Origin of the sequence: Paracoccus sp. S3-43 (genome assembly GCF_029027965.1) — a bacterium.
Classification (GTDB): Bacteria; Pseudomonadota; Alphaproteobacteria; order Rhodobacterales; family Rhodobacteraceae; genus Paracoccus.
Genome location: NZ_CP119082.1, coordinates 2,660,853 through 2,682,827 on the forward strand (window position 1 = coordinate 2,660,853; position 21,975 = coordinate 2,682,827).

General features: G+C 68.4%; 25 protein-coding genes. 6 read left to right on the forward strand and 19 right to left on the reverse strand.

Annotated features, from left to right (window positions below):
• Positions 1 to 38 precede the first annotated feature (38 nt).
• From rnr to PXD02_RS13755, 4 genes are read right to left on the reverse strand one after another with little or no spacing between them, the layout of a single operon-like run.
• Entirely contained in the window at positions 39 to 2,282 is a 2,244-nt protein-coding gene (rnr, locus tag PXD02_RS13740) for a ribonuclease R (RefSeq protein ID WP_275104402.1), read from the reverse strand.
• A gap of 14 nt (positions 2,283 to 2,296) precedes the next feature.
• Positions 2,297 to 2,713 (reverse strand): GNAT family N-acetyltransferase, encoded by a 417-nt coding sequence (locus PXD02_RS13745; protein ID WP_275104403.1) that lies wholly within the window; start codon positions 2,711 to 2,713, stop codon positions 2,297 to 2,299.
• Positions 2,710 to 3,846 carry a succinyl-diaminopimelate desuccinylase gene (gene dapE, locus PXD02_RS13750; RefSeq protein ID WP_275104404.1) on the reverse strand — a complete coding sequence of 379 codons (1,137 nt, stop codon included), beginning with the start codon at positions 3,844 to 3,846 and terminating at the stop codon, positions 2,710 to 2,712. The genes PXD02_RS13745 and dapE overlap by 4 nt, the downstream gene beginning before the upstream one ends.
• A 1-nt stretch (position 3,847) precedes the next feature.
• Positions 3,848 to 4,612 carry a sulfite exporter TauE/SafE family protein gene (locus tag PXD02_RS13755; RefSeq protein ID WP_275104405.1) on the reverse strand — a complete coding sequence of 255 codons (765 nt, stop codon included), beginning with the start codon at positions 4,610 to 4,612 and terminating at the stop codon, positions 3,848 to 3,850.
• Between the two features lie 154 nt (positions 4,613 to 4,766).
• On the opposite strand from PXD02_RS13755, the gene PXD02_RS13760 reads away from it, so the two are divergent.
• Together PXD02_RS13760 and PXD02_RS13765 are read left to right on the forward strand one after the other, a co-directional pair.
• Positions 4,767 to 6,374: an acyl-CoA dehydrogenase family protein gene (locus tag PXD02_RS13760; protein ID WP_473092028.1), complete on the forward strand. Its 1,608-nt coding sequence runs from the start codon at positions 4,767 to 4,769 to the stop codon at positions 6,372 to 6,374.
• Between the two features lie 78 nt (positions 6,375 to 6,452).
• The gene (locus tag PXD02_RS13765) at positions 6,453 to 6,917 is read left to right on the forward strand and encodes an META domain-containing protein (protein ID WP_275104406.1); all 465 of its coding nucleotides are present in this window, start codon (positions 6,453 to 6,455) and stop codon (positions 6,915 to 6,917) included.
• On the opposite strand, the gene recO is transcribed toward PXD02_RS13765, so the two are convergent.
• The 13 genes from recO to PXD02_RS13830 all read right to left on the reverse strand — a co-directional run bounded on the left by recO (position 6,911) and on the right by PXD02_RS13830 (position 18,071).
• Entirely contained in the window at positions 6,911 to 7,648 is a 738-nt protein-coding gene (gene recO / locus PXD02_RS13770) for a DNA repair protein RecO (protein ID WP_275104407.1), read from the reverse strand. The two genes, PXD02_RS13765 and recO, sit on opposite strands and share 7 nt — an antisense overlap.
• A complete protein-coding gene (locus PXD02_RS13775) occupies positions 7,649 to 8,080 on the reverse strand; it encodes a VOC family protein (protein ID WP_275106436.1) in 432 nt (143 codons plus the stop codon).
• A 54-nt stretch (positions 8,081 to 8,134) separates the two neighbouring features.
• On the reverse strand, positions 8,135 to 9,046 hold the full coding sequence (gene rarD / locus PXD02_RS13780; RefSeq protein ID WP_275104408.1) for an EamA family transporter RarD: 912 nt from the start codon (positions 9,044 to 9,046) through the stop codon (positions 8,135 to 8,137).
• Between the two features lie 44 nt (positions 9,047 to 9,090).
• Positions 9,091 to 9,522 carry a nuclear transport factor 2 family protein gene (locus PXD02_RS13785; protein WP_275104409.1) on the reverse strand — a complete coding sequence of 144 codons (432 nt, stop codon included), beginning with the start codon at positions 9,520 to 9,522 and terminating at the stop codon, positions 9,091 to 9,093.
• Positions 9,523 to 9,545: 23 nt separating this feature from the next.
• Positions 9,546 to 9,881: a DUF1491 family protein gene (locus tag PXD02_RS13790; RefSeq protein ID WP_275104410.1), complete on the reverse strand. Its 336-nt coding sequence runs from the start codon at positions 9,879 to 9,881 to the stop codon at positions 9,546 to 9,548.
• Complete coding sequence (era, locus tag PXD02_RS13795; protein WP_275104411.1) at positions 9,874 to 10,800, reverse strand: GTPase Era; 927 nt, start codon at positions 10,798 to 10,800, stop codon at positions 9,874 to 9,876. Before era ends, PXD02_RS13790 begins: the two co-directional genes overlap by 8 nt.
• Entirely contained in the window at positions 10,797 to 11,486 is a 690-nt protein-coding gene (gene rnc / locus PXD02_RS13800) for a ribonuclease III (RefSeq protein WP_275106437.1), read from the reverse strand. The genes era and rnc overlap by 4 nt, the downstream gene beginning before the upstream one ends.
• An 11-nt stretch (positions 11,487 to 11,497) precedes the next feature.
• Positions 11,498 to 12,292, reverse strand: coding sequence for a signal peptidase I (gene lepB, locus PXD02_RS13805; RefSeq protein WP_275104412.1), 795 nt, complete (start codon positions 12,290 to 12,292; stop codon positions 11,498 to 11,500).
• Positions 12,293 to 12,366: 74 nt separating this feature from the next.
• Positions 12,367 to 12,777 carry a holo-ACP synthase gene (acpS, locus tag PXD02_RS13810; RefSeq protein ID WP_275104413.1) on the reverse strand — a complete coding sequence of 137 codons (411 nt, stop codon included), beginning with the start codon at positions 12,775 to 12,777 and terminating at the stop codon, positions 12,367 to 12,369.
• Positions 12,778 to 12,924: 147 nt separating this feature from the next.
• On the reverse strand, positions 12,925 to 13,659 hold the full coding sequence (locus PXD02_RS13815; RefSeq protein WP_275104414.1) for a pyridoxine 5'-phosphate synthase: 735 nt from the start codon (positions 13,657 to 13,659) through the stop codon (positions 12,925 to 12,927).
• A gap of 25 nt (positions 13,660 to 13,684) precedes the next feature.
• On the reverse strand, positions 13,685 to 14,506 hold the full coding sequence (locus tag PXD02_RS13820) for a 4-(cytidine 5'-diphospho)-2-C-methyl-D-erythritol kinase (RefSeq protein WP_275104415.1): 822 nt from the start codon (positions 14,504 to 14,506) through the stop codon (positions 13,685 to 13,687).
• Between the two features lie 4 nt (positions 14,507 to 14,510).
• Entirely contained in the window at positions 14,511 to 16,328 is a 1,818-nt protein-coding gene (locus PXD02_RS13825; RefSeq protein ID WP_275104416.1) for a tetratricopeptide repeat protein, read from the reverse strand.
• A gap of 87 nt (positions 16,329 to 16,415) precedes the next feature.
• Positions 16,416 to 18,071, reverse strand: a complete 1,656-nt coding sequence (locus PXD02_RS13830; RefSeq protein ID WP_275104417.1) for an electron transfer flavoprotein-ubiquinone oxidoreductase — start codon at positions 18,069 to 18,071, stop codon at positions 16,416 to 16,418.
• Between the two features lie 230 nt (positions 18,072 to 18,301).
• Between PXD02_RS13830 and greA the strand changes: the two genes are divergently transcribed.
• Positions 18,302 to 18,772, forward strand: a complete 471-nt coding sequence (greA, locus tag PXD02_RS13835) for a transcription elongation factor GreA (protein ID WP_275104418.1) — start codon at positions 18,302 to 18,304, stop codon at positions 18,770 to 18,772.
• A gap of 3 nt (positions 18,773 to 18,775) precedes the next feature.
• The gene (locus PXD02_RS13840; RefSeq protein ID WP_275104419.1) at positions 18,776 to 19,696 is read left to right on the forward strand and encodes a hypothetical protein; all 921 of its coding nucleotides are present in this window, start codon (positions 18,776 to 18,778) and stop codon (positions 19,694 to 19,696) included.
• Positions 19,697 to 19,707: 11 nt separating this feature from the next.
• On the opposite strand, the gene PXD02_RS13845 is transcribed toward PXD02_RS13840, so the two are convergent.
• Positions 19,708 to 20,193: a GNAT family N-acetyltransferase gene (locus PXD02_RS13845; RefSeq protein WP_275104420.1), complete on the reverse strand. Its 486-nt coding sequence runs from the start codon at positions 20,191 to 20,193 to the stop codon at positions 19,708 to 19,710.
• A gap of 69 nt (positions 20,194 to 20,262) precedes the next feature.
• On the opposite strand from PXD02_RS13845, the gene PXD02_RS13850 reads away from it, so the two are divergent.
• Positions 20,263 to 21,030 (forward strand): AzlC family ABC transporter permease, encoded by a 768-nt coding sequence (locus tag PXD02_RS13850; RefSeq protein WP_275104421.1) that lies wholly within the window; start codon positions 20,263 to 20,265, stop codon positions 21,028 to 21,030.
• Positions 21,027 to 21,359: an AzlD domain-containing protein gene (locus PXD02_RS13855; protein ID WP_275104422.1), complete on the forward strand. Its 333-nt coding sequence runs from the start codon at positions 21,027 to 21,029 to the stop codon at positions 21,357 to 21,359. Before PXD02_RS13850 ends, PXD02_RS13855 begins: the two co-directional genes overlap by 4 nt.
• On the opposite strand, the gene PXD02_RS13860 is transcribed toward PXD02_RS13855, so the two are convergent.
• The gene (locus PXD02_RS13860) at positions 21,347 to 21,970 is read right to left on the reverse strand and encodes a type 1 periplasmic-binding domain-containing protein (protein WP_275104423.1); all 624 of its coding nucleotides are present in this window, start codon (positions 21,968 to 21,970) and stop codon (positions 21,347 to 21,349) included. The two genes, PXD02_RS13855 and PXD02_RS13860, sit on opposite strands and share 13 nt — an antisense overlap.
• Positions 21,971 to 21,975 lie beyond the last annotated feature (5 nt).

The following is a 21,975-nucleotide window of genomic DNA, read 5'->3' on the forward strand; positions in this document are numbered from 1 at the left end:
CCCCGAGGATATTTGGGCCAAGGCAAAAGCCACCAGGTTTATGTCTTGCGGCGCCGCCTGGTCGCGCGCTTGATCTCGGCAAGGCGGGATTTCGTGGATAGCGGCCGGGGGCTGCGGCCGCGCCTGCCCTTTTGCGGGCCGCGCGGCAGCGGCTGGCCGTCCAGTTCCAAGAGATCCAGCGTGAGGCCGCCGGTCATCGGGATCGCCTCGGCCAAGCGCACGGTGACGCGCTGGCCGATGCCGATCTCCAGGCCGGTATCGCTGCCGACCAGCATCTGCGCATCGGGATCGAAATGGAAATACTCCTGCCCGATGGCGCGGATCGGCAGCAGCCCGTCGGCGCCGGTCTCGTCCAGTTTCACGAAAGCGCCGAATTTCTGGACGCCGCTGATCCGGCCGGTCATCTCGGTCCCCACCCGATCCGCCAGGAAGGCCGCCAGATAGCGGTCGGTGGTGTCGCGTTCGGCGGCCATGCTGCGGCGTTCGGTTTCGCTGATATGGGTCGCGGTTTCGGACAGCCGGTCCATGTCCTGGGACGACAACCCGTCCCTGCCCCAGCCATGGCCGGAGATCAGCGCGCGATGCACCACCAGATCCGAATAGCGCCGGATCGGCGAGGTGAAATGCGCATAGGATTTCAGCGCCAGCCCGAAATGGCCGAAATTCTCGGGGTGGTAATAGGCCTGGGTCATCGACCGCAGGGTGCTGATATTGATCAGCTCGTCGAAATCGGTGCCTTCGGACTGGGCCAGCAGGCGGTTGAGGTGGCTGGTATGCAGCACCTGCCCCTTGGCCAGCGTGAAGCCCGAAGCCTGCGCCACCTCGCGCAGCGCGTCGATCTTGGCGAGGGTCGGTTCCTCGTGGACGCGAAACAGCAGGGGACGCTGGCGGCGGGTCAGTTCCTCGGCGGCGGCGACATTGGCCAGCACCATGAATTCCTCGATCAGCCGGTGGGCGTCGAAGCGGTCGCGGAAATTCACCGACTTGACGCGGCCGTCCGGGGTCAGCTCGATGCGGCGTTCGGGCAGGTCCAGATCCAGCGGCTGGCGGCGGGCGCGGGCCTCTTTCAGCAGGCCATAGGCGTGCCACAGGGGGCGAATCACGCTGTCCATCAGCGGTTCCGTCTGCGCGTCGGGATGGCCGTCCGCCGCCGCCTGGGCCTGTTCATAGGACAGCGAGGCGCGGCTGCGCATCATGCCGCGATGGAAATTGTGGCCGATCTTGTTGCCCTGCGCGTCCAGCCGCATCCTGACGGCGATCACCGGGCGGTCCACGCCCTCGTGCAGCGAGCACAGGTCGGCCGACAGCGCCTCGGGCAGCATCGGCACCACCCGGTCGGGGAAATAGGTCGAATTGCCGCGCAGCCAGGCTTCCCGGTCCAGGGCCGAGCCGGGAGTGACGTAATGGGCGACATCGGCGATGGCGACCCAGATGGTCGCGCCGCCGTCCTCCTCGATCTGCGCGGCCACCGCGTCGTCGTGGTCGCGCGCGTCCGAGGGGTCGATGGTCACCAGCGGCAGGTCGCGCAGATCCTCGCGGCCCTTCATGGTCGCGGGTTTCGCACCCTCGGCCTCGGCGATCACCGCATCGGGGAAATCGTCGGGGATGCCGTGCTGGTGGATGGCGATCAGGCTGACCGCGCGCGGGGCCGAGGGATCGCCCAGCCGGTCGATGATCCGCGCCATCGGCAGGCCCATCCGGCCCTTGGGACCGATCTGTTCGGCCTGCACCAGTTCGCCGTTCTGCGCGCCGAGCGTGGCATCGGGGCGCACGTGCCATTCGCGGTCCTGGCCCTTGTCGATGGGGACGATGCGGCCGCCCTCGGTTTCCTTGCGGAAGATGCCGGTGATGCGATGGGGCGCGGCGGTGATGCGGCGGATCAGGCGGGCCTGATACTGGTGATCCTCGCCATGGACCTCGACCAGGCGGCCCAGGAAACGGTCGCCCCGGCCAAGCGCCGGATCGCTGTCGCGGGGGACATAGTGGATGCGCGGCATCGGCCCGTCGCCATGCCATTCCAGCGGGCGCGCGAACAGATCGCCAGACCCGTCCGGCGGCAGCAGTTCCAGCACCGTGACGGGCGGCAGACGCTCGGCGTCCAGATAGTGACGGCGGCGACGTTCAAGCTGGCCCTCGCCCTCAAGCTCTTTCAGCAGGCGCTTCAGCTCGATCCGAAGCGCGCCCTTGATGCCGAAGGCCTTGGCGATGTCGCGCTTGGAATTGGCGTCGGGATGCTGGCCGACCCATTCCATGATCTGTTCCTTGCTGGGAATCTGGGCCATCTTGCGGTTCCCCCTTACAGATCGCGGATCATGTCACGATGCGGGATCCCCGCGTCGTCGTAAACCGGGCCGAATGCGGTGAAGCCCAGCTTTTCGTAAAAGCCCAGGGCATGGGTCTGGGCGCCCAGCTCGGCGCGGACGATCCCCGGCCGGTTCCGCAGCGCGTCGAGCGCGGCCCGGATCAGCGCCGCGCCCAGGCCCGTGCCGCGCGCCTGCGCCAGCACGCAGACGCGGCCGATCTTGCCGGTGTCGCCTTGCAGCAGGATCCGCGCGGTGCCGACCGGGCGGCCATCCCGGCGCGCCAGCAGGTGAATGGCGTCCGCGTCCCTGTCGTCCCGTTCCTCGGCCTCGGACACGCCCTGTTCGTCGATGAATACGGCGCGGCGCAGGGCGTGGCAGGCGGCAAGGTCGTCGGTCTGTTCGATCTTCATTCGAAATATTTTTCCAGAATCCGCTGGTAGATGGTCTTCAACTGCTGGACCTGCGCCACCGGCACGCGTTCGTCCACCTGGTGCATATAGGTGCCGACCAGCCCGAATTCGACCACCGGGCAGTGGTTCTTGATGAAGCGCGCGTCCGAGGTGCCGCCCGTGGTGGACAGCACCGGCTGGCGGTTGGTTTCCTGGGTGACGACGCTGCGGACCAGATCGACGAAGGGGCCGGGCTGGGTCAGGAAGGCCTCTCCCGTGACTTGGGCGGCAATGGTCAGCGTCACGCCGGTCGCCGCGCTGACGCGGGCGGCACGGGCGGTCAGGTCGGCTTCCAGGCTGGCGGCGCTGTGCAGGTCGTTGAAGCGGATATTGACCACCGCCCGCGCCGTTTCCGGGATCACGTTCGAGGCCGGGTTGCCGCAGTCGATGCTGGTGATCTGCAAGCCGGTCGGGTCGAAATGCTCGGTCCCCGCGTCCAGCGGCGCGGCGATCAGGTCGTTCAGAAAAGCGGTCAACGCGTGCAGCGGGTTCTTGGCCTTGTGCGGATAGGCGGCATGGCCCTGCACCCCCCTGGCGGTGATCGTGAACGTCACGGACCCGCGCCGCCCGATCTTCATCATCTCGCCCATGATCTCGGGGTTCGAGGGTTCGCCGACGATGCAGGCGTCCATGCGTTCGCCGTGCTGATCCATCCAGTCGAGGATCGCGGTGGTGCCGTCGCGGGACGGGCCTTCCTCGTCCCCGGTGATGGTCAGGATCACCGCGCCGTCGGGGGGCGTTTCGCGCACGAAGTCGATGGCGGCGGCCACGAAGGCCGCGACGCCCGATTTCATATCGGTCGCGCCCCGGCCCCAGATCACGCCGTCCTCGACATGGCCGCTGAACGGGGGATGCGTCCAGGAACCCAGGTCGCCCGGCGGCACCACATCGGTATGGCCGTTGAAGCCGAAGCTGCGCGCGCCCCTCGCGCCCCAGCGGGCGAACAGGTTGGGCGTGCCGTTGCGGTCCACGCGGTGAACCTCGAATCCTGCTTCCGCCAGCAGGTCGGCCAGCAGGACCAGGGCGCCGCCTTCCTCGGGCGTGACCGAGGGGCAGCGGATCAGGCGGGCGGTCAGGTCGGCGGCGTCGATCATCTCATATCCAGTCGGAAAGGGCGCGGCGGACAAGGTTCAGGCCGGTGATCACCAGCAGGATCAGCGTCCAGCGGCGGAATTGTGCGACATCCATGCGGTCCTGCAAGGCCTGACCCGCGAACATTCCGGCGAAGGCGGGAATGCACAGCGCGGCGGACAGCGGGATGGTCTGGGCGTTCAGCACGCCCGACATCAGATGCGCCACCGTCAGCCCGGCGCTGCCCAGCAAGAAGACCACGCCCTGCACCCGCATCTGTTCGCGCTTCTCGGCCCCCAGGGACAGCAGCAGGACCACCAGCGGCGGCCCCCAGATGCCCGAGACGCCGCCATAGAGGCCGCCGACGATGCCGGTCACGATCTCGGCCCGGCGGCGGTGATGGACGGGCAGCGCCAGGGGCGTCCCCGACAATTGCCACAGCGCGAAGCCCACCACCGGAAAGCCCAGCAGCGCATACATCGCCTGTTGCGGGATCGCCGTGGCGAAGCCTGCCGAGACCGCCATGAACAGCAGCACCATGCCGATATGCCAGCGATAATCGCGGATCGACCGCGCCGCCGCCCCGACCCCCTCGCGCAGCGCCTGGTTCACGTTGGTGGTCAGCACCGGCAGGATCAGCGCGGCAAGCGCCGTCTGCGGCGGCAGGATCGAGGCGAAGGCCGAGGCCATGACCAGCGGCATGGCGAATCCGATGGCGCCCTTCACGAAGCCCGCGAAGGCCGTGACGGCGAAGATCGTCCAGAATTGCCAAGGATCCAGTCCAAACATCCCGGCACGCTAACCGCTTGGGGGAGAAATGGAAATGCCGAACGCATCGCAGCGAGACAGACATATTCGTTCGCATATCACGACCGATGCGCATAATTGTTGCGCTGCGACTGCGAAGGCGCTACCCATGCCGCGATGCCGCAAGGGGGATTTCATGAAAGACATGCCGCAACAGGTTGATACCGTCCTGACCGAACTGGCGGATCTGCAATCGCGGGCCACGGACTCTCTACGCGCGATGGTGACGGCCGACGGCAAGGTCGATGCCCGGGCACTGGAGCAGCACCAGCACGCCGCCCATGCGCTGTCCTGGCTGGCGACCTATGTCGAATCGCTGCGCCAGCTTGCCGCCTGGTCCGCCCGCGTCCGCGGCGAGATCGAGGCGCTGATCGCCCGGATCGGTTTCGGCGAATACCTGACCCAGATCGCCGGCGGCATCCCGATGAGCCAGATGGAATTCGCCCGCCTGTCCGATCTGGGCGTGGACTGGCACCCCTCGGACGCGGCGCGCGCGCTGATGGCCGCGAACACGCCCGACGCCCGCGCCCGGCTGGCCGCGCTGATGGCCGAGAACAGGGGCAGCGCGACCTTCGGCGCCACCGGCCTGGACGAGGATCTGGAGATGATCCGCGACCAGTTCCGCCGTTGGGCCGACGACAAGGTGGTGCCCCATGCCCATGAATGGCACCTGAAGGACGAGTTCATCCCGATGGAGATCATCGAGGAACTGGCCGAACTGGGCGTCTTCGGCCTGACCATCCCGGAAAACCTGGGCGGCCTGAGCATGTCCAAGGCGGCGATGGTGGTGGTCTCCGAGGAACTGTCGCGCGGCTATATCGGCGTGGGCAGCCTTGGCACCCGCAGCGAGATCGCCGCCGAACTGATCCTGGGCGGCGGCACCGACGACCAGAAGGCGCATTGGCTGCCGCGCCTGGCCAGCGGGGAAATCCTGCCCACGGCGGTCTTTACCGAACCGAACACCGGCAGCGACCTGGGCAGCCTGCGCACCCGCGCGGTCAGGGACGGCGATGTCTGGAAGATCACCGGCAACAAGACCTGGATCACCCATGCCGCGCGCACTCATGTGATGACGCTGCTGGCCCGCACCGATCCCGACACGACCGATTATCGCGGGCTGTCGATGTTCATCGCCGAAAAGACGCCGGGCGGCGATGCCGACCCCTTCCCCACCCCCGGCATGACCGGCGGCGAGATCGAGGTTCTGGGCTATCGCGGCATGAAGGAATACGAACTGGCCTTCGACGGGTTCGAGGTGAAGGCCGACAACCTGCTGGGCGGCGTCACCGGGCAGGGCTTCAAGCAATTGATGCAGACTTTCGAATCGGCGCGCATCCAGACGGCGGCGCGGGCCATCGGGGTCGCGCAGAACGCGATGGAGCTGGGCCTGCAATACGCCCTGGACCGCAAGCAGTTCGGCAAGGCGCTGATCCATTTCCCGCGCGTGGCCGATAAGCTGGCGATGATGGCGGTGGAAATCATGATCGCCCGGCAGCTGACCTATTTCAGCGCCTGGGAAAAGGATCACGGCCATCGCTGCGACCTGGAGGCCGGGATGGCCAAGCTGCTGGGCGCGCGGGTGGCCTGGTCCTCGGCCGACAATGCGCTGCAAATCCACGGCGGCAACGGCTTCGCGCTGGAATACCAGATCAGCCGTGTGTTGTGCGATGCACGCATCCTGAATATTTTTGAGGGGGCGGCCGAAATTCAGGCTCAAGTGATCGCCCGGCGGCTGTTAGGCTGACGCGATTTCGTCTAGGGTGCCGCAATTCATGCGGAAATTGCCGCACCCCGTTCGATGATCGCCCCAAGGAGTCCCATCATGCCCCGTCTCGGCACATTCGGCGCGCTGACCGCCGCAGCCCTTGCCCTTGCCGCCTGCGAACCGACGCCCCCCGTGTCCGCCGACGACCGCGGCTTCATTCCGGGCGGCGATTACGCATTGGTGGGCATGGACGGCGCGACCGTGCCGCTGCGCAACATGACGCTGACCATTGCCGAGACCAGCGTGTCGGGCCGTGGTCCCTGCAACGGCTATGGCGCCAAGAACAACGCCGAACTGCCGCTGGTGGCGCTGTCGCCGCTGCAAAGGACCAATGTCGACTGCGGCAAGAACGCCACGATCGAGAACCGCTTCTTCCAAGTCCTGCAAGCGGCGACCGAGATGGAATATTACGGCGGCGTGCTGAAGGTGAAATCGCCCCAGACCTGGCTGATCTTCGAACGCGGCGTGACCGAGACGCAGGGCCAGGTCACCGCGCTGGATCAGGCGCGCGCGGGTCAGTGACCGCCCTTCGGCTGGCCGCGCGCCAGCCGGTCCACAAGACGCTGGCGGGCTGCCGGAAGCGGGCGGCCCACCAGTTCGGCGGCAAGGCGGGCGTTCAGGAAATGCCCGGTGATGGCCAGCCCCTCGGCCAGGCCCCGGCCGCGATTGTCGCCCGCCCCGCCCAGGATGCCGGGCAGCGGCAGCAGCCGGTCGGCCCAGTCCCCCGCCCCTTCACGGCTGACCGCGCGACCTGATTTCGGGCTGACATAGGCCAGCCCCTGCGGCGCGCCCGTCACCGCGCAGGCGGACAGGTCCAGGCCGAAGCCCATCTCGTCCAGCAGGCGCATTTCCCATCGCAGGTAATCCTGGCCCCAGTCGGCCCCCGCCTCCATCAGATCCAGCAGACCTTCGGTGGCGCCGACCAGCACCGGATGCGGATCGCGTTCGGGCAGGGCAAAGACCAGCAGCGAACAGACCGCGTTCAGCCCCGCCAGCGCCAGCGGATCGGCCAGCAGCCCCGACCGCAGCCGCAGGGGTTCCGCCGCGAAGGTGCCCAGTTGGTCGTCCCGCCGCGCCCGCCAGCGCAGATCCAGCCGCGATCCGGGTTGCAGCATCGCCGCGCGCTTTTGCGACACGCCGCCCGGCACCAGCCCCGAATGGCGCCCGTGCAGGTCGGTCAGCACGTCCAGGATCACCGAGGTTTCGCCATGCGGGCGGCGGGCCAGGACCGTGCCTTCTGCCTGCCACTCCATTCAGGCGTCCGGCAGGGTCAGCGACCCGTCCGGGGACAGCGGCCAGAACGGGTTGGTGGCGATTTCCCAGACATGCCCGTCGGGATCGGCGAAATAGCCGGAATAACCGCCCCAGAAGACTTTTTCGGGCCGCTTCAGAACCGTGGCGCCCGCGTCAATCGCCGCCTGGAATACCGCATCGGTTTCCGCGTCCTCGGCGCAGTTCTGCGCCAGCGTGACCGCCCCGGTCCCCAAGGCCGCGCCCGGCCGTCCCTGATCGGCGGCCAGATCGTCCAGCCCGAACAGCCCCAGCACCACGCCGTTCATCTGATAGAAGGTCACGCCCGGCTGCGAACCGGGATGCGGCGCCCACCCCCAGGCGTCATAGAACCGCCGCGCGCGGCCCATGTCGGCGACGCCCAGGGTGACGAGGGTCAGACGTTGACGGGACAGGGACATGGCAATCTCCAAGGTGGCAGCTTGGCACGGGCCTTCGGCGCTGCCAAGCTATTGCATGGCGCGCCGCCGCGCGCCCGCTCCGCGCAGCAGCGACAGGGTATAGATCGCCAGGGCCGCCCAGATCATCGGAAAGGCGATCATCTGCGCCAGGCCGAACGGCTCGCCAAAGACCAGCACGGCGGTGACGAAGATCATCGTCGGCGCGATGTATTGCAGGATGCCGATGGTGGTCAGCCGCAACTGCTTGGCCGCCGTCGCATAGCACAGCAGCGGCACGGCGGTCACCGGGCCGCAGCCGATCAGCAGCAGCGTGTCGGTCAGGCTGCCGGCGGCGAAATGCGACTGGCCACCGACCGTCAGCCAGATCACATAGGCCAGCGCCAGGGGCGTCAGCAGCAGAACCTCCAGCGTGAAGCCCTGGGTCGGGCCAAGCGGCAGGCTTTTCTTGCAGAAGGCATAGACGCCCCAGGTCAGCGTCAGCCCGATGGCGACCATCGGCAGGCGTCCCAGCTGCACCGTCAGCACCACCACCGCCAGCGCGGCCAGGGCGATGGCGGCGATCTGCGCCCGGCTCAGCCGTTCGCGCAGCAGCGTCGCGCCCAGAAGCACGCTGAACAGCGGGTTGATATAGTAACCAAGCGCCGCATCAAGCGCATGATCGTTGCCCACCGCCCAGACATAGATCATCCAGTTGACCGAGATCAGCGCCGCCGTCACCAGCGCCATCCCCAGCAGGCGCGGCTGGCGCAGGGCGCCCGCCACCTCGGCCCAGCGGCGCTGCAACAGCAGGACCGCCAGCGCGATGGGCAGGGACCACAGAACCCGATGCGCGATCACCTCGGACGGGGGGACATGGGCAAGCTGCTTCATGAACAGCGGCAGAAACCCCCACATGACATAGGTGGCGATGGCCAGGATCAGGCCGCGCGGGGAATCACCGGAGGGGGACGGGTTGCTCATATCGGTTGCATAGGCTGCAAAACCGGTCCGCGCCAGATGCCGCGTCAGAGGATGCCCTGTTCCTTCAGCGCCGCCTGTTCGTCGCCGCTGACCCAGCCGAAGATGCGCGGGCCATCGGCGGTTCGCTGCACGAAATAGTGGACGGTGAACCGGATCTGCGCATCAGACCCGGCCTTGCGGCCATAGCTGGCGATCCAATCGACCGATGCAACGCAATGGGCCGCATCCAGCGGCAGGACGCGGATCGCCTCGATCCGCATGGCCTTCGCGCCGACCTTGCGGTGATGGACGAATTCCTCGGCCATCGCCTCGCGCATCGCCGCGTCGTTCTTGTCGCCGCGCACGCCCTGCGGAGATGCGCCGATGAACTCGGGCGCGAAAAACGCCGCGAACGCGTCGGCATCCACATCCCCGCGCAAACCGCGTGCGGTCAACGCCTCGTAATCGCGAAAAAGCTGCGTCACCGAATCGTCCATGGCGGCAGCCTAGCACGGGCGCGTCAGGTCAGCCCATCTTCCGTCAGCAGCGTGCGGCCGTCGCGGCTCTCGATCTCGATCACCCACAGGTCGGGGTCGAAGCCGCGTTGCCGGGCGATGGCTTGGTCCACCTCGCGCTCGTCGCCCTGGGCCAATACCTGCCAGGGGCGGCTGTCGCTGTCGAAATCCCATTCGCGCCCGTAAAGCCGCGCGGTCCCGTCCAGCAGCGCGCATTTCACCAGCACCGCGCCAGCCGTGTCGTCGCCGCGCGCGGTGACATAGGCCGGGATATTCACCGCCCCCAGCCGCGCCAGATAGGCCGCCACCCAGATCCCCGCCGCGAGCCGGGGTTCAGGCATCGCCGTCGCGGAAATCGAGGCCCATCTCGGTATAGCGTTCCGCCTCGTCCAGCCAGTTCTCGCGGACCTTGACTTGCAGGAACAGGTGGACGCGGCGGCCCATGAATTCCTCAAGCTCGGCGCGGGCGGCCTGGCCCACGGCCTTGATCGTGTCGCCGCCCTTGCCCAGCACGATGCCCTTGTGGCCGGGGCGGGCGACATAGACGATCTGGTCGACCCTGGCCGATCCGTCCTTGCGCTCCTCCCAGGCTTCGGTCTCGACCGTCAGTTGATAGGGGATTTCCTCGTGCAGGCGCAGGGTCAGCTTTTCGCGGGTGATCTCGGCCGCGATCATGCGCATCGGCAGGTCGGCGATCTGATCCTCGGGGTAAAGCCAGGGGCCTTCCGGCAAGGTCGCCGCCAGCCAGTCGCGCAACTGGTCGCAGCCATAGCCCTTTTCGGCCGAGATCATGAAGGTCTGCACGAAGGGATAGGCGGCGTTCAGTTCCGCCGACAGCGCCAGCAGGCTTTCGGCCTTCACCCGGTCGATCTTGTTGATGACCAGGGCCACCGGCGTCTTGCGGTCCAGCGTCTTCAGCGAATCGATGATCGCCACCACGCCGTCCGAGAGGCCGCGATGCGCCTCGACCAGCAGCAGGATGATGTCGGCGTCCGAGGCCCCGCCCCAGGCGGCGGCGACCATGGAACGGTCCAGGCGGCGGCGCGGGCGAAAGATGCCGGGCGTGTCCACGAAGACGATCTGCGCCGCGTCGTGGAGGGCGATGCCGCGGATCCGGGCGCGGGTCGTCTGGACCTTGTGGGTGACGATGCTGACCTTGGCGCCGACCATCTGGTTGAGCAGCGTCGATTTCCCGGCATTGGGCTCGCCGATCAGGGCGACGAAGCCGGCGCGGGTCGGGGCGGCGGGTGATTCGGTCATTCGCGGCCCTCCAGCCGGTCCAGCAGGGCCTGGGCCGCCGCCTGTTCGATGCTGCGTTTCGTGCCCGCGCCCTGGGCCTGCGCCTGCCGTCCGTCGGCCAGCCGCGCGGTGATCAGGAAGACCGGGGCGTGGTCGGGGCCGCTGCGTTCGGTCTGGACGTAAGCCGGCGGCGGCATCCCATGGGCCTGCGCCCATTCCTGAAGCGCGGTCTTGGCGTCGCGGGGATCATCCTCCAGCGTCGCCAGCCGGTCGGCCCAGAGGCGCAACACGATCCGGCGCGCGGCGTCGAAGCCCGCGTCCAGATAGACGGCCGCCAGCACGGCCTCCATAGCGTCGGCCAAGAGGGCGTCCTTGCGGCGGCCGCCCGACATCATCTCGGACCGGCCCAGCTTCAGCACCTCGCCCAGGCCGATCTCGCGGGCGATGGCCGCGCAGGTCTCGCCCCGGACAAGCGCGTTGTAGCGGGGCGCAAGCTGGCCTTCGCTGGCGGACTGGTCGGCGTCGAACAGCGCCTCGGCCATGACCAGGCCCAGCACCCGGTCGCCCAGAAACTCCAGCCGCTGATTGTCGGGCCGGGTGGTGGTGGCGATGGATCCATGGGTCAGCGCGCGCACCAGCAGGTCGGGGCGCGCGAAGTCGTGTCCCAGTCGGGTCATGAAGGCGCGGATGTCGGCGCCCGGCTTCATCATGGACGGCTTCAATCGACCGCCTTGAAGAAGCGATCCGCCCGCCAGGTCCAGAAATACAGAAGCGAGCGGCCCCCGGACGAGAACATGATCCGGTCGGCGCGGCCAATCAGGTATTCGGCGGGGACGAAACCCAGGCCGCCGATTTCCTGCGGAAAGCGCGAATCCTCGGAATTGTCGCGGTTGTCGCCCATGAAGAAATACTGGCCTTCGGGGACGGTGAAGGTCGGCGTGTCGTCGGCGAAGGCGCCGTCCTGGATGTTCAGGATGGCGTGGCTGCGCCCGTTCGGCAGGGTTTCGGTAAACCGCTGGCTGATGCAGTCGCCGCCCTCGGCCACCGGGTCGTTGACGCAGCGCGGCACCAGGCCCTGCGGTCCCTGCTGTTCCTTGATCTCGACGAACTCTCCGGCCGGGGTGATCGGCACTTCCTGGCCGTTGATGAACAGGCGGCCGCCGCGCATCTGCACGGTATCGCCGGGCAGGCCGATCAGCCGCTTGATGAAATCGACGCCCCGCGTCGGATGGCGGAACACCACCACATCGCCGCGTTCGGGTTCGCTGCCGAGGATCCGGCCCGAGATCGGGCATAGCGCGAAGGGGCAGGAATATTGCGAATAGCCATAGGCCATCTTGTTGACGAACAGGAAATCGCCGATCAGCAGCGTGTCCTTCATCGACCCGGACGGGATCCAGAAGGGCTGGAAGAACAGCGTGCGGAACACGCCCGCGATGACCAGCGCCCAGAACACGGTCTTGACCGTTTCCCAGAGGCCTTCCTTTTTCTTGCCCGCCGTGCTGTCGGCCATGATGTCGTCCTTCGTCGTCAAGCGCGGGCGATTGGCCGCATTGGCGCGTTCATGGTCCCCGGCGGGGGGCAAAGTCAAGATTGCGGCGCAAGGGGCAGCGCCTCGATCACCACGAAAGCCTGCGCCCAGGGGTGGTCGTCGGTCAAGGTGACGTGAACCACCGCGCGGTGGCCGGGCGGGGTCATCGCCGCCAGCCGCTCCGCCGCCCAGCCGGTCAGCGCCATCACCGGCTGGCCGGACGGCAGGTTGCTGACCGCCATGTCGCGCCAGCTGATGCCCATCGCCAGCCCGGTGCCCAAGGCCTTGGAACAGGCTTCCTTCGCGGCCCAGCGTTTCGCCAGCGTCCCCGCCTCGTCCGTGCGGCGCGCGGCCTTGGCCAGTTCGGTGGGCGTGAAGACGCGGTTGCGGAACCGGTCGCCGAAGCGGTCGAGCGTGCCCGCGATGCGGTCGATATTGGCAAGGTCGGTGCCGATGCCCAGGATCATGCGCCGCGTGGCCCCGGCAGGATCATGGATATTTGGATGAAGAAGAAGCTGCCGGTCACTTCGCGCCCCGCACGGCGATCTCGCCTGTCTGCTGATTGATGGTCAGGGCGGGGGCGGCAAGCAGCGACAGGGCGAGGACGGGGCGGATCATGCGCGCGCCTCGTCCATCCTGCGGCGCATTTCGCGGATCGCCTCGCCCAGGCCGGTGAAGACCGATTCGGCGATCAGGAAATGGCCGATGTTCAATTCCTTGATCTGCGGGATCGCGGCGATGGGGCCGACGGTGTCGAAGGTCAGGCCATGGCCTGCGTGGACCTCCAGCCCCAGGCTGTCGGCCAGGCGCGCGCCACGGGTCAGGCCCGCCAGTTCGGTGTCGCGTTCGGCATGGCGACCTTCGGTGTTCAGATCGCAATAGGCGCCAGTATGCAGCTCCACCACCGCCGCGCCGATGCGGGCGGCGGCCTCGATCTGGGCGGGGGCGTGGCCGATGAACAGCGACACGCGGCTGCCCGCCTCGCGCAAGGGGGCGATGTAGTCGGCCAGCACGGCTTCGTTGCCGGCCACGTCCAGGCCGCCTTCGGTCGTTCGTTCCTCGCGCTTTTCGGGGACGATGCAGACGGCATGGGGGCGGTGGCGCAGGGCGATGGCCTGCATCTCGGCGGTCGCCGCCATTTCCAGGTTCAGGGGAAGCCGCAGCTTCGCCATCAGCGCGTCGATATCGGCGTCGCTGATATGGCGGCGATCCTCTCGCAGATGGGCGGTGATGCCGTCTGCGCCCGCACCTTCCGCAATGCGGGCGGCGCGCAGCGGGTCGGGCCAGGGCGTGCCGCGCGCGTTGCGGATGGTTGCGACGTGATCGATGTTGACGCCAAGACGCAGCATGGATGTCCCCCTGTTTCGCGGCAGTCTAGCGGCACGGCAGCGGGGGTGCCAGTTCCGTCGCGACCGCCCACCAGCCATGCTGTTTCAACGCATTGGCGGCAATCCGGGCGTGGTCGGCGCTATCGTAGAATCCGAAGCAGGTGGCCCCGGATCCCGACATGCGCGGGACGGCGGAGCCCGTCGCCCGCAGCGCCTCCAGCACCTGTCCGATCACCGGGGCGATGGCGCGGGCTGGGGCTTCCAGGTCGTTGCGCGTTTCCGCAAGCCACGCGGTCAGGTCGGCAAGCCCCCCAAAGCGCGAAATGTGCGGCAGGCCCGGATTGTTGCGCTGCTCCATCGCGGCAAAGACCTGCGGCGTGGACAGCGCCACGCCCGGATTGACCAGCACCAGCGGGATCGCGGGCAAAGGCGGCAAGGGCGTCACGATTTCCCCCACCCCCTGCATCCGCGCGGGGTTCGAGACCAGGCAGACCGGCACATCGGCCCCCAGCCGTTCGGTGTTTGCAGGCAGCGGATGGCCCATGCGGGCCAGCCCGCGCAGCACCGCCGCCGCGTCGGCCGAGCCGCCGCCGATGCCGCTGGCGACGGGCAGGTTCTTGGTCAGCGTGATCGCCGCATCCGCCCCCGCCAGCCGCGCGGCGCGCAGGCACAGGTTGTCACCCCCCGACAGCCCCCCCGCGAACGGCCCGTCGATCCGCAAGGACAGCGGACCGGGGTCCAGAGTCACCACATCCCCCACACCCGCAAAGCCCACCAGCGAATCCAGCAGGTGATAGCCGTCCGCGCGACGCCCCGTCACATGCAGCGCAAGGTTCAGCTTGGCCGGCGCAGCTTCGGTGACGGGCATCGCCTTAGTTGTTCGCGGCCTGCGGGGCGGGTGCGGCGGCATCCGCCGGGGCCGCCGCTTCCTCGGCCAGGACGGCATCAAGGCCCCGGTCCAGCTTGGCGCGGATGCGGTCGGGATCCACGTCATCGGTATCGGTCGGTTCCAGCGACAGGGCGCGGCGCCACTGGATCTCGGCCTCGCGGTGGCGGCCGACCTTCCAGTAGATGTCGCCCAGATGGTCGTTCACCAGCGGATCCTGCGACATGGTCAGGATCGAGGCTTCCATCGGCGCCACCGCTTCCGGATAGCGGCCCAGCCGGTAATAGGCCCAGGCCAGCGAATCGAGGATATAGCCGTCGTCCGGCGACAGTTCGACCGCCTTCTTGATCAGGTCCAGCGCGCGGTCCAGATTCTTGTTCCGGTCGATCCAGCTATAGCCCAGATAGTTCAGCAGGCCGGCCTGATTCGGGCGGATTTCGAGGGCGGCCAGGAAATCGGCCTCGGCCCGGTCGAACTGCTGCGACCGTTCCAGGGCGATGCCGCGCGCATATAGCGGGAACCAGCGGGTATCGGCGGGGGCGTCGGCCAGCAGGGCCAGCGCCTTGTCATAGGCGGGCACGGCCTGGGCGAATTTTTCCTGCTGGCGCAGCAGGTCGCCCAGCGCGATCCAGGCCTGCGGCAGGTCGGGATAGGCGGCGGTCAGCGACAGCGCGGCCTTGCTAGCCTCGTCCGTGCGGTCGGCGCGCGACAGGGTGTCGATGCGCGCCAGTTCCGCCACGGGCCGCATCTGGCCCATGCGGCGCAGCGCGTCGAATTCGGGTTCCGCCAGGTCGAACTGCTGACGTTCCTGAAGGATCTGGGCGACCATCAGCCGCGCCTCGGCGGTGTCGGGCGACAGCCAGGCGGCCAGGCGGGCGTGGATCAGCGACAGGGGTTCGGGATCCGGGCTGGAGACCAGGGCCGATGCAAAGGTCAGGAACGCCTGCGCGATGCCGTCGGCGGGCGTCCTGACCACGTCGAAGGCCACCGGCTGGCCGGATTTGATCCGGTCGCGCAGGGCCAGAAGCTGCGGCTCGGCCTCGACGCCCGGAATCGCCTCGATCATGGCCACGGCGTCGTCGCGCCGCTCAAGCTGGGTCAGGATCTGCGCGCGGGCGGTAAAGCCCAGGATATGCGCGCCGGTCATGTCGTCGGCCAGCAGCGATTCGGCGCCTTCGTAATCGCCGACCAGCGCGCGGGCCAGCGCCAGGTGATAGTTCACCATCGGCGCCACGCCCTCGACGCGGGACAGGCGCTCGAATTCGGCCAGCGCCTCGGACGCCTTGCCCGCGCCCAGAAGGCCCCAGCCGCGCAGCATCCCGGCCAGCAGGTCGGCTTCCGATTCCGCATCGCCGGGCGTGCCCACATCGGCCAGCAGCCCGGTCCAGTCGCCGGAATGCACCAGATCGGCGCGGTGGATCAGATGCGACAGTTCGGTCGGCTCGCCCTCGGACCCGATGCGGTCGGCAAGGGCCACCGCGCGGTCGATTTCCCCGGCCGACACCAGGGCCACCAGGGCGCTGTCCTGCAAAAAGCGGTCGCCCGGATCATGCGCCACGGCCTGCACGAAGAACCGCGCGGCCGCCTGGAAGTCGCTTTCCACCGTCGCCATGCGCGCGGCCAGGAACGGCCCGGCCAACCCGAAGGTCAGCGGCGCGGAATCGGGCTTCGGCGCCTGGGTCGCGGCGGCGTCGGGCGCATCGCCTTCGGGGCGGGGGGCGGGCCGTTCCTGCGCGCCTGCGGGCAGCGACAGCGCCGCCATCAGGGCGGCGATCAGGGCCAGAGTCGGGCGGGTCAGGGTCACGGCATCCATCCCGGAAAGTCACAAAAACGTTTTGTCGACCCTAACGCGGCGCCAAAGCCGTCGCAACGCCTGCCCCCGCCCGGCAGATCACATATTCGGGTAGTTCGGCCCGTCGCCGCCCTGCGGCGTGGTCCAGACGATGTTCTGCGACGGATCCTTGATGTCGCAGGTCTTGCAGTGGACGCAGTTCTGGAAGTTGATCACGAAGCGCGGGCCATCCGCGTCCTCGACCACCTCATAGACGCCCGCCGGGCAATAGCGTTGCGCGGGTTCCGCGTATTCGGGCAGGTTGACGCGGATCGGGATCGTGGGATCCTTCAGCTTCAGGTGGCAGGGCTGGCTTTCCTCGTGGTTGGTGAAGGAAAAGGCCACGTTGGTCAGCCGGTCGAAGGACAGCTTGCCGTCGGGTTTCGGATAGTCGATGGGCTTGAAGTCCCGCGCCTTGCCGGTGGCCTCGGCATCAGACTTGCCGTGCTTCCAGGTCCGCAGGATGTTGCGCCCGGTCAGCCCGGCCCCCCACATGTCCATGCCGCCCAGAACCAGGCTGGGCCACAACCCATAGCGCGACCAGGCGGGCTTGACGTTGCGGACCTTCTTCAGATCCTTGCCGATCTCGCCCGTCCGCACCGCCCGATCGTAATCCTCCAGCCGGTCGCCCTCGCGCCCCTCGGCAATCGCCTTGGCCGCCGCTTCCGCCGCCTCGATGCCCGAGATCATGGCGTTGTGGTTGCCCTTGATGCGCGGCACGTTGACCATGCCCGCCGAACAGCCCAGCAGCACGCCGCCCGCGAAGCTCAGTTCCGGCAGCGACTGGTAGCCCCCCTCGCTGATCGCGCGGGCGCCATAGCTGATGCGCTTGCCGCCCTCCAGCAGGTCGGCCACCATCGGGTGGTGCTTGAAGCGCTGGAACTCCATATAGGGATACAGATACGGGTTCTCGTAGTTCAGATGCACCACGAAGCCCAGCATCACCAGGTTGTCCTCGTAGTGATAGATGAAGCTGCCGCCGCCGGCGTTCTTGCCCAGGGGCCAGCCCATGGTGTGCACCACGCGGCCCTGGCTGAACTTCTCGGGGCTGACCTCCCAGATCTCCTTCATGCCCAGGCCGAATTTCTGCGGCTCGTGGCCCTCGGACAGGTTCAGGCGGTCGATGATCACCTTGGCCAGCGACCCGCGCACGCCCTCGCCGATGAAGACGTATTTGCCGTGCAGTTCCATGCCGGGTTCATAGTGGGGACCGGGCGTGCCGTCGGCTTGCAGCCCCATCTCGCCCGCGACGACGCCCTTGACCCGATCGCCCTCCCACACGACTGCACTGGCGGCCATGCCGGGAAAGATCTCGACGCCCAGTTCCTCGGCCTGTTCGGCCAGCCAGCGGCAGACGCTGCCCATGCTGACGATATAGTTGCCGTGGTTGTTCATCAGCCGCGGCATCGGCCAGTTCGGCACCCGCACCTGCCCCGCCGCGCCCAGGACATAGAAGTTGTCGTCCACGACCTCGGTCCGGACCGGGGCGCCCCTCTCGCGCCAGTCGGGGATCAGCCGGTTCAGGCCGATGGGATCCAGCACCGCGCCCGACAGGATATGCGCGCCGACCTCGGAGCCTTTCTCCAGCACCACCACAGACAGGTCCGGGTCGATCTGCTTCAGCCGGATCGCCGCCGACAGGCCCGCAGGCCCCGCCCCCACGATCACCACGTCGTATTCCATCGACTCGCGGTCGATCGCTGGCGTGTCGGTCATGGCTCGGTTCCCCCCTTGCTTGGCTGTCGTCTGGATGTAACGGTTCTGCCGCATCGCGGCAATGCTGACGCGACGGCCGAAATCTGCCACCGTCGGCGCAGCCGGGCTTGCAAAGACGCGGCAATTCGGGTCACGGTGCCGACAACAAGGCCGCGCCCCTGCCATCCGAATGGCGGGGGCGTTGCCTTAGCATTTGGACGGTAACGCATCCCCGGAAGGACAGGGCAGCGATGGACAAGATTCCGATGACCCGCAGCGGCTGCGCCGCGTTGGAACGCGAACTGGGCGACCTGAAATCCAAGGAACGCCCCGCCATCATCCGCCAGATCGCCGAGGCGCGCGAACATGGCGACCTGTCGGAAAACGCCGAATACCACGCCGCCCGCGAAAAGCAGGGCTTCATCGAGGGCCGCATCAAGGAACTGGAATCGATCCTGTCGCGGGCCGAGGTGATCGACACCGCCAAGCTGACCGGATCGGTCAAGTTCGGCGCCATCGTCCACCTGATCGACGAGGACACCGAGGAAGAGCGCACCTATCAGATCGTGGGCGAGGCCGAGGCGAATATCGAAAGCGGCCTGCTGAACATCCGGTCGCCCCTGGCGCGCGCGCTGATCGGCAAGGATGTCGGCGACAGCGTTGATGTCGCGACCCCCGGCGGGCAGCGCAGCTATGAAATCCTGGCGATTCGGTTCGAATAAACCATGAGCCTGGTTGCCCGCATCACCAGCCTGGCGCAGCGGGACGCGCTGACCGTCACCGGCATCGCGCTGACCGCAGCCTGGCTGTTCCTGGTGGCCCTGTTCTGGCTGCTCGCCCCCGAGGCCGAGGGCGGGCCGGGCGGCATCGCCCGGCTGGCCACGGTCATGGGCACGATCCTGCCGCTGGTGCTGATCTGGCTGGCGGTCGGCATGGCCCGCGCCCTGGCGGTCCTGCGGGCCGAGGCCGCCGACCTGCGCCTGCGCCTGTCGCAGATGCGCGACATGGCCGCGACCCGCGGCGCGCCGCCTCGGATCGCCCTGTCCGATGCGGACGAGACCGAACCGCAGCCCCGCCCGGTTCCCGCGCCGGCTGCGGCACCCCGCGCCGCGCCCCGGCCCGCCGCCGATCCGCGTCCGCAGCCGATGCGCGGCGGCGGCGGCGAACCCTCCGCCCCGGTCGATGCGGAAACGCTGATCCGGGCGCTGAACTTTCCCGACGGGGCCGATGACGCGCCCGCCATCGCCGCGCTGCGCGCCGCCTTGCAGGATCCCGACCAGGCCCGCGTCCTGCGCGCGGCCCAGGACGTGGTGACGCTGCTGGCCGGCCAGGATCTGTACATGGACGACCTGCCCCCCGATCCGGCCCCGGCGGCCGTCTGGCGGCGCTTCGCGGCAGGCGAACGGGGCAGCGCGGTGGCGGCCCTGGGCGGCATCCAGGATCCCCTGGCGCTTGACATCGCGGCCGGCCTGCTGCGCAGGGACGAGATCTTCCGCGATACCACGCATCATTTCCTGCGCCATTTCGACGCCATGCTGACCCGGCACCTGCCGCAGATGGACGATGCGCAGGTCGCCGTGCTGGCCCAGACCCGGTCGGCCCGCGCCTTCATGCTGCTGGGCCGCATCTCGGGGATCTTCGGCTGACGCAACGCCGGTCAGACCGGCCGATGCAGGATCGCCACCGGGCCGGACCAGGGCCAGCCAAAGGCGCCGCGTCCGATCTCGGCAAAGCCGGTGGCGGCATAGAAGGCCATGGCGGCGGTATTGCGGATCTCGACTTCGGCCCGCAGGCCGGGATGGCCCGCCCGGCGCGCGCCCTGGACGGCCCGGTCCAGAAGCGCCCGGCCGATGCCCCGGCGCGGGCCGTCGACCACGATCCCGTCGATCACCAGATCCGCCGTCGGGGGCGCCGCGCGATAAAGCGCGCGCGCCAGCCAGGGCTGATCCGCCAGAAACCCGCCATTCGCGTCCCGCAGCCCGGCCACCCCGCCCAGCCGGCCGTCCGCGCCAACGGCCGCGATGCCGTGGCAGGCCCGCACGGCGGGCGGCCGCGCGGCGCCCAGCGGCGGGGCGAAGGCGGCCCACCACAGCCGCGCGGCGTCGCCCAGAAGCGGGGCGGGAATGGGGGTCGTGATCCGCACGCGGCCTTGCCTTCCGATTGGGCGTCGTGCAACGAAGGTGCCGCGATCCGGCCCCATGCGAAAGCCCCCATGTCTCCCGTTCCCCAGCCCCGTCCCGATCCCCGGCAGCCCCTTGCCGACGGCGGTCCGACCCGCAGCCTGCGCCAGACCTTCCTGCGCGGCGCGGTGAAGTCCCTGCCCTTCCTGATCGTGATGATCCCCTTTGCGCTGCTGTTCGGCGTCGTCGCGACCGAGGCGGGCATGGACGTGGCGCAGGTGATGGGATTTTCGGTGCTGGTGCTGGCGGGGGCGTCGCAGTTCACGGCGGTCCAGCTGTTGTCCGACAACGCATCCGTCATCATCGTGATCCTGTCCTGCCTGGCGGTGAACCTGCGCATGGCGATGTATTCGGCCTCGCTGGTGCCCTGGCTGCGCCATGCCTCGGCGGGGCAGAAGGCCTGGGTCGCCTATGCCCTGGTCGATCAGAGCTATGCCCTGTCGATCCAGGAATACGAGGCGAACCCGCGCATGACCCTGCCGCAGCGGCTGGCTTTCTTCGCGGGCGTGGTGATGGTGGTCTGCCTGCCCTGGATGGCCTTTTCCTGGCTGGGCGCGACGGTCGGAAAGGCGATTCCCGACGACATCGCCCTGGATTTCGCGATGCCGATCACCTTCCTGGCGATGATCGCGCCGATGCTGCGCACGCCCGCGCATCTGGCGGCCTGCTTCGTCGCGGTGCTGGGATCGCTGGTGCTGGCGGGCCTGCCCTCGGGGCTGGGCCTGCTGATCGCGGCGCCCTTGGGCATGGCGGCGGGCGCCGCCGTCGAATCCCGGTCCCGCAAAAGGGCGCAGCCATGAGCAACGGGACATCCGACCTGACCATCTGGCTGGTCATCCTGGTGCTGGGCATCGGCACCTTCCTGATCCGCTGGTCCTTCCTGGGCGCGCTTGGCAGCCGGGATCTGCCGGAATGGATGCTGCGGATGCTGCGCTATACCCCCGTGGCGGTGCTGCCCGCCCTGGTCGCGCCGCTGGTCGTCTGGCCCGCCGCGACCGGCGGCCAGCCCGATCCCGCGCGGATGGCCGCCGCCACGGTGACGGTGGCGGTCGGCCTGTGGACGAAGAACATGATCCTGGCGATCCTTGCGGGCGCGATCACGCTGTTCGGCCTGCTTTACATGTTGTAGCCGACGATCTGCCCGTTCTTCTGGCGCAGCAGCACGTCGTGGTTGTTGGCCGGATCGCCGTCCATGTGCCGTTTCGACTGCACGCCCGGCAGGGTCAGGAACCAGTTGCGCAGCTTCAGCGGCGAAAATCCGGTCGGCGCGCCCTCGAAGCCCGGCACGCGGCGCAGGGCCTTGCCGGAATTCACCGCGCAATAGCTTTTGGGCGAGGCGCCCTGCGACTCCACCGCCCGAATCGCGGCATCGGCAACCTCCCGGCTGACAAAGACCGTATCCTCGGCCACCCAATAGGTCTTGCGGGCGTGATAGTCGATGTAGAAGTGCTTGAAGTTGTCGGTGATCCCGTACAGCACGTCGTTGCGTTCAGGGATGCGCGGATGTTCCCAGCTTCCCGCCGGATCATAGATCACCCGCTGGCTGCCGTTGATCATCAGCCCCGAATGCCCGCCTTCGCCGCGCGGAATGCCGATCACCGTCAGCAGCGTGATCGAGGGCGGCTCGTCGGACACAAAGCGCGCCGCGCGCAGCTCCTCGTCCGAATCCCAGACCTTCTGGGCGCCGCAGGCGGCCAAGGCGACGGGCAGCGCCGCCGCCAGAAAGACGCGTCTTTTCATGAAAT